Raw genomic sequence first — 6,858 nt, 5'->3', positions numbered from 1 at the left:
GGGGTGGGTTTGCCGCCGCCCGTGGCGAAGTCGTAGCCGCACGCCTCGCAGAAGCGGTCGCTGGCGGGCGTGCCGCAGTCGGGGCAGGCCGAGCCGCCCCCGGATGCGCCGCCGGGCCGTGGAGGCGGCACGTGGTTGCCGGAGGCGCCGGGCCCGCTCCCACCGGACGGGGAGGAGGGGGAGGGCGGGGCGCCGCCGATGCGCTCGCCGCAGACGTCGCAGTAGTCGTCCGCCCGCGAGGTGTGGCCGTTGGGGCAGGTCGCCATGCTCAGCTCTCGGCCCGCCGGGTGTGGACGGTCTCGTCCTTGCGCGTCCGGACGGTCTTGGTGGAGCGCGTGTCGAGTTCCATCTCGTCGGCCTTGTTGACGTTGCGCTTGAGCCGGACCGTGCCGGTGGCGGGGTCGATGACGTCCACGACCTTGCGCAGCATCGAGGTGATGGCGTCGTTGCCCGCCTCGTCGGCCAGCACCACGGCCCGGCCCAGGCGGGCGGTGGCGGTGTCCAGGTCGCCGTCCTTGCGCGCCTGGAGCCCTTCCTGGATGACGTTGGCAAGCTCGGCCTGGCCGGTGTAGTGCGCGACCCGCGGGTTGATCCGGGTGGAGGCGGCCTCGTCGTCGGTCCACTGGGCCAGCACGTTCCCCGACGCCAGGGTCTCGGCCTCCGCACCGGGCGCGCCGGGCACCACCAGCTTGACCCACGCGGCGCGCAGCTCCTTGCCGACCTGGCCGGGCGGCACCTCCACGCACACGTGGTAGTCGCGGCTCTCGGCGCCCCAGGCGCCCAGCGGGTAGTCGCCCGCCTGCGCGCCGGAGTCGACGCGCTTGCCGGTGAGGTCCTCCACCGAGGGCATGACCTGCTTGACGAAGCGGAGCTTGGCGGTCTGCGGCGTCCATACCCGCAGCGCGACGTCGGCGACGGCCTTGCCCATCGCGGCCTGCGTCATGGCCTGGAAGTCGGCGACCAGCCCGGCGGGGTCGGCGACGATGTCCACGCTGCCCAGCAGCGCGGAGGAGATCTTGCGGAGCTCGGCGACCTCCCAGTCGGTGCCCACGCCGCGGCAGTCGCACACGAACCGGCCCGCGCAGCGGAACAGCACCGCGTCCAGTTCCTCGGGCGTCTCGTGCTGGTTCTTGCCGTCGGTCAGCAGGATCGCGTGCCGGATGCCGCCCGGCCGGTCGTCGAACAGCTGGTCGGCCAACCGCAGCCAGGACCCGATCGCGGTGCCCCCGGCGGCCTTGAGCCGGCTCAGCGCGTGCTTGGCCAGCCTGCGGCTCTCGTCGGAGGCCGGGACCAGGCCGGGCTGCTGCGGGAACACCATCTGGGCGGTGTTGGAGCCGGAGACCACGGCGAACCGGACGCCGTCGCGCAGCGTGTCGATCGCGGTCTGGGCGGCCGCGATCGCGGCCCGCAGCTTGGTGTCGGGGTAGGACATCGAGCCCGAGGTGTCGATGATGATGACCTCGGCGGCGTCCGCGGGGGCGGCCGCCGGGCCCGCGGGCACGCCGTCGGCCGAGGCCGCCTCCACCGAGACGATGGCGTGCACCTCCCGCCCGCCCTCCGGGAGGAACTTGTTCTGGTCGATCCTGATCGTGAACTGCGGCTGCTCGCTCATCGCTCTTGCTCCGTGCTCTGTGTGGTGGCGGGAGACGGGAGGGGGATCACGGCGACCGTGATGTTGTCGCGGCCGCCCGCGTCCAGGGCGCGGCGCACCAGCGTCCGCGCGGCGCCGAGCGGATCGGCGCCCGGGCCGTCCGCCGGGCCGGGGGCCGCCTCGCGGGCCGGAGCGGCCAGCAGCGCCGCCAGGTCGGCGGCGGCGGGGAAGTAGTTCCACAGCCCGTCGCTGCAGACCAGCAGCGTGCCGGGGCCCGCGGGCCGGAACGTGCGGACGTGCGGCCTGACCTCCTCGGCGTCCGCGCCGAGCCAGGCGGTGATGACGTGCGCGTTCGGGTGCGCCTCCGCCTCGGCCTCGGTCAGCGCGCCCTCGGCCACCATGATCGCGGCCCACGAGTCGTCCTCGGTGAGCTGCCGGGACGGCCCGAGCTCGGCCATGTCGCCGGTGTCGAGGTCCGCCACGGCGAACTCCGCGGTGTCCGGCCCGTCACCGTCCCCGCCGGAACCGCCGCCCGCCTCGGACGCGCCGGCCTCGGACGTCCCGGACGCGCCGGCCGTGCCGGGCTCGTCGGCGGCCAGCCAGTAGGCGCGGCTGTCGCCGACCCAGCCGACGGTCACCGACCCGTCGTGCGTCACCGCGGACACGTACGTGCACGAGGGCGCCTCGGACGGCGACGCGGCCAGCGCGGCGACGGCCTCGGCGGCCTTGAGCGCGGCGGCGCGGGTGGCGTCCTCGGGATCCTCGCCGGAGTCCAGGCGCGCCGCCAGCTCGGCCGCGCCGGTGTCGGCGGCCGCGCGGGAGGCGTCCTCGGGGCGCTGCGAGGAGCCGACCCCGTCCGACACCACGGTCGCGATGCCGGCGGAGTGGGCGAGCAGGGCGAGGGCGTCCTCGTTGCGGCTGTAGCGCAGGCCGCGGTCGCTCGCGCCGGCCGCGGCGAGCCGGCGCGTGCCGTTCGCCGCGCCGGGCGCGGGCAGCTCGATCTCGACGTGGTCGCGGTCGGCGGGCTGGCGCAGGCCGCAGTTCTCGCAGTAGCCGTCCGCGTCGATCGCCGTCCCGCCGCATCCGGTGCACGGCCGGACGGGCGCCGCCGTCCGGCGCGAGCGCACGGACGACGAGCTCTGCTTGATGGTGACGCCTTCGCGTGGCACACCGCCCAGTGTGTCCGGAGCCGAGTCGGGACCCCTCCCGTCAAGGCGGTGCCCGCACTCCTCGCAGAACTTCTCCCCGGCGTAGACGATCTCGCCGCAGGTGGGACACGACAGCTCCGCCGCCTTGGTTCCGGTCTGTTCGTCGGTCACAGCAGCGTCCTCGGGCGTACGGCGTTGGCGGCGTCGATCAGCCGGCGGCACTCCTCGCGGTCGCGGGTGAGGCGCGCCAGCTCGCGGTAGGTCTCCTCCAGGCGGCGGCGCAGCGGCGTCTCGGCGAGCTGGGCGCCGAGCAGCGCGCCGCCGCGCGTCCCGCCCGCCGAGCCCGGCCCTATGAGCAGCCAGTCGAGCGCGGCCTCCAGGACCTCGGCGGCGAGCCGGTCGCGGCGCTCCCCGTCCAGGCCGAGGACGGTGAGCCGGTCGCCGGCGGCGACCAGGTCGGCCGCGGTGAGCTCGGCCGCCGGACGGCCGCGCACCGCGGTGGCGACCGCCGCCACCTGCGCGGGCACGTACCGGAAGGAGAGCGCCGGCACCGAGTCGAGCACGGCGACGGCCGCGCCGCGGTCGCCCGCCGCCAGGTGCACTCGCGCCAGGCCGAACGCCGCGTTGATGTAGTTGTGGTCGGTGCGCCACACCAGCTCGTACAGGCGGACGGCCTCGGCGGGCGCGCTCTGCTCGCGGCAGTAGGCGAGCGCCAGCTTCGGCGCGGCCTCGCCGGGCAGCAGCCCGTACAGCCGGTCGAAGCGCGGCGCCGCCTCGGTGACGTCGCCCTTCGCGAGGGTCGCGACGGCGCGGTACCACTCGACCCGCCAGTCCCCGGGATCCTCGGCGTACAGGTCGTCCAGCAGCGCGTCCGCCTCGCCGGCCGCGCCCAGCTCGATCTTGACGCGGGCGAGCGCCAGCCGGACCTCGGGCGTCTGCTCCGGCGCCCTAGCGAGCGCCGCGGCGAGCTGCTCGGACTCCAATGCGGTGAGCCCGGCCAGGAAATCGGCGGCCGGGTCGTCGCGCTCCACCAGCGGCACCGGCAGCGCGGCGGCGGCCACGGGCGGGGGGATGGGCGGCAGCGCGGTGCCCTCGCCGTTCTCGCCGACCACGGCACCGGCGGCGCCCGCCGCGAAGCGCTCCGGCCCGAACAAGGCGGACAGCGCGGTGCGCGGGTGGCCGTCCTCGGCGGCCAGCACCTCCCGCAGGACGCCGGTGAGCTGCTCCGCCATCTCCCCCGCGTCCTGGAAGCGCTGCGCCGGGTCCTTGTGCGTCGCCCTGCGCAGGAAGCGGTCGAACGACTCATACCGCTGGAGCAGCGGCACCTCGCCGCGCGGCGGCAGCGAGTCGGCGTAGGCCCGGGTGTAGCCCTTGAAGGGAAAGCTCAGGACGGCCAGCGTCCGGCCGACCGTGTACAGGTCGGAGGTGATGGACGGCCCGACGTCGGCGATCTCGGGCGCCTGGTAGCCGACCGTGCCGTAGATCGCGCCGTCCTGGTCGGTGAGCCGCCGGACGCCGCCGAGGTCGATCAGCCGCAGCTGCTCCTCGGACTGGATGACGTTGTCGGGCTTGAAGTCGCAGTAGATCAGGCCCTGGGCGTGCAGGTAGTCGAACGCCCGCAGCACCTCCAGCGCGTACGCGATGGCCTGGCCGACCGGGAGGGACTCCTCGCCGAACTCGCGGCGGCGCTGGAGCAGGATGTCCTTGAGCGACTGGCCTCCGACGTACTCCATGATGATGTAGCCGTCGCCGTCGTGCTGGACGAAGTTGAAGATCTTGACGATGTTCGGGTGCTCGACCTCGGAGAGGAAGGCCCGCTCGGCCGCCGCGGCGGCCATGGCGTCGGCGTCGCCGCTGTCCAGCAGGCCCTTGAGGACCACCCAGCGGTTGTTGACGTTGCGGTCCTGCGCCAGGTAGATCCAGCCCAGGCCGCCGTGGGCCAGGCAGCCGAGGACGCCGTACTGCCCGCCGACCAGGTCGCCGGGGCCGAGCTTCGGGGTGAAGGAGAACGCGGTGCCGCACTTGGGGCAGAAGCCCTCCGTCCGGCCCGGCCGGTCGCCCCGGCTGCGGCCGACCGGCTCGTCGCAGCTGCTGCAGAAGCGCTTGCTCTCGGCGACCTGCGGGTTGCTCATCACCGCCGTGGACGGGTCGCGGTACGGGACGCGCGGCACCTCCACGAGCCCGGCGCCGAGGGCGCCGCGCCGGCCCGACGAGCGCGAGGACCCGGTGCGGGTGCTGCCCGTCCGGGACGTGCCGCCCGTCGACGCGCTTCCCGACGTACCCGATGTGCCCGAGCCCTGCGTGCCCGTCCTCTGGGAGGGAGGCATGCCGCACACGTCGCAGTAGCCGCCCTCGATCGTCCCGGAACAGCCGGGCTGGCGGCACTTGGCGTCCGGCACGGCGGAGGAGGGGCCGCTCGGCGTGCTCGCGGCAGAGGGCGGCATGCCGCACACGTCGCAGTAGCCGTCCCGTACCGTTCCACCGCACCCCGGCTGGGCGCAGGCGTCCGGCGCGGACGAACCTTGAGGTGAGGGGGGCGGGCTGGACGTGGCGGCCATGCCGCATATGACGCAGTAGCCGCCGTCGATGGTTCCTGTACAGCCCGGCGCGGTGCATTGGCTCATCGTTCCGCTCCTTTCGCCCGCGAGGAGATCGCCTGCTGGTAGTCCGACAGCGTCACGGTGGCCTTCCGGAGATCACAGGGGGACGACCACAACAGCACCCTGGCCCGCTCGTAGATCCGGGACAGATCGGCGTCCTCGGAATGGCCGAGCCTGGCCGCCTTCACCCGGTACGCCTCCAGCCGGCCGCGCAGCTCCTCGCGCCGGTCCAGCAGGCCGCGGATCAGGCCCGCCGCGGTCCTCGCCTGCTCCAGCGCGCCGTTCGCGGCCCGTTCCAGGCCGGCGACGCGCTCGGCCAGATCGCGCCAGCCGGTTCCGCCGGGGCCCGGTCCGTCCAGTGCGGCGAGCCGGTCGGCGAGGGCGGCCGACAGGTGCGGCAGGTCGGGCAGCACCGGCGAGGCGATCTTGGCCAGCACCTCGTCGCGGTGGGCGGCCGCCTCGGCCTCCGCCCCGCGCACGAGGTCCACCAGGTCCGCGATGCCGCGGATCCGGTCGGCGAACCCCGCGCGCAGCCGGTCGGCCTCCTCCAGCCTGCGGCGGACGTCGGCGAGGCCGGGGCGCAGCGCGTCCAGCCGGGCCGTGTCCGCGCGGCCGTCGCGCGCCAGCGCCATCGGGTCGGCCCGCACCGTCGCGGCGACGGCCCGGAGTTCGGCGGTCAGGCGGTCGAGGTCCGGGTCCGTCCCACCGAGGGAGTCCAGCAGGGTCGCCGCCGCGCGGCGCTCGGCCTCCACCTCGGCGAGCCGCGACAGCAGCTCCGACCACACCCCGTCCAGGGACGCGATCGTCCGCGCGACCTCCTCGTACAGCGGGTTCATGCGCGCGACCACCGCCTGGAGGGTCAGTTTCTCGCCGGACGGGGCGGACAGCAGCGTCCGGCGCTCCAGCGGCACCTCCTCCGGCGGAAGCTCCACCGACGGCCCGGCGAGCAGCCACGTGAGCCGCGCGAGCTGCGTCTGGCCAGGCCGCGAGTGCCGCGCCCGCAGCTCCTCCGCCTCGCCGAGCACGCGCCCGTAGTGGTCGAACAGCGCCCACAGCGCCGCCATATGGGACCGCACGCCGGACTGGACGCTCCGCGTCTCCCCGTCCAGCGTCGCCCCCTCCAGCAGCTGGTACCCCTGGTGCCCCTCCAGTTCGAGCAGCGCTGCGCCGATGCGCTCCTTCTCACCCCGCTGATGTGCCAGCGCACGGTCGGCCTCGTCCCGGCTCATCGGCGGACGGCTCGCGCGCATGTCACTCAAGGCGGATCCACGATTGACCCAAGTTAGTCCCCGATTTCCCCGGATGGAGCATGTTCGGTGCATCAGTTTTCCCCATGCGCGGTCAGCATCTCAAGGGCGGTGGTCATGACGCCCCGTCACGGCCCCCCGGCTGGGTCGCGCGACCCTTCCGGACGTGCTCAGAGGCTCCAAAATGTCAGCGTTCGAACGTATGATCGAAGCATGGCGAACGTTGCGACGCACCCGCGGACCGCCCCCACCGGCACCGCCGCCCCCGAGAC

The 6,858-nt window shown here is 74.8% G+C and carries 4 protein-coding genes and 1 pseudogene; all 5 read right to left on the bottom strand.

The window, feature by feature from the left end:
* Positions 1–266, bottom strand: a pseudogene (locus tag E1298_RS42150) (FHA domain-containing protein); the annotation flags it as partial.
* A gap of 2 nt (positions 267–268) precedes the next feature.
* Positions 269–1,612, bottom strand: coding sequence for a vWA domain-containing protein (locus E1298_RS42145; RefSeq protein ID WP_131902990.1), 1,344 nt, complete (start codon positions 1,610–1,612; stop codon positions 269–271).
* Entirely contained in the window at positions 1,609–2,910 is a 1,302-nt protein-coding gene (locus E1298_RS42140; protein ID WP_131902989.1) for a protein phosphatase 2C domain-containing protein, read from the bottom strand. Before E1298_RS42140 ends, E1298_RS42145 begins: the two co-directional genes overlap by 4 nt.
* Complete coding sequence (locus tag E1298_RS42135; RefSeq protein WP_424923208.1) at positions 2,907–5,363, bottom strand: serine/threonine-protein kinase; 2,457 nt, start codon at positions 5,361–5,363, stop codon at positions 2,907–2,909. Before E1298_RS42135 ends, E1298_RS42140 begins: the two co-directional genes overlap by 4 nt.
* On the bottom strand, positions 5,360–6,589 hold the full coding sequence (locus E1298_RS42130) for a hypothetical protein (RefSeq protein WP_243726169.1): 1,230 nt from the start codon (positions 6,587–6,589) through the stop codon (positions 5,360–5,362). Before E1298_RS42130 ends, E1298_RS42135 begins: the two co-directional genes overlap by 4 nt.
* Positions 6,590–6,858: the final 269 nt, after the last annotated feature.

Origin of the sequence: Actinomadura rubrisoli (genome assembly GCF_004349215.1) — a bacterium.
Taxonomy (GTDB): Bacteria; Actinomycetota; Actinomycetes; order Streptosporangiales; family Streptosporangiaceae; genus Spirillospora; species Spirillospora rubrisoli.
This window is presented reverse-complemented; position numbering and strand designations above follow the sequence as displayed.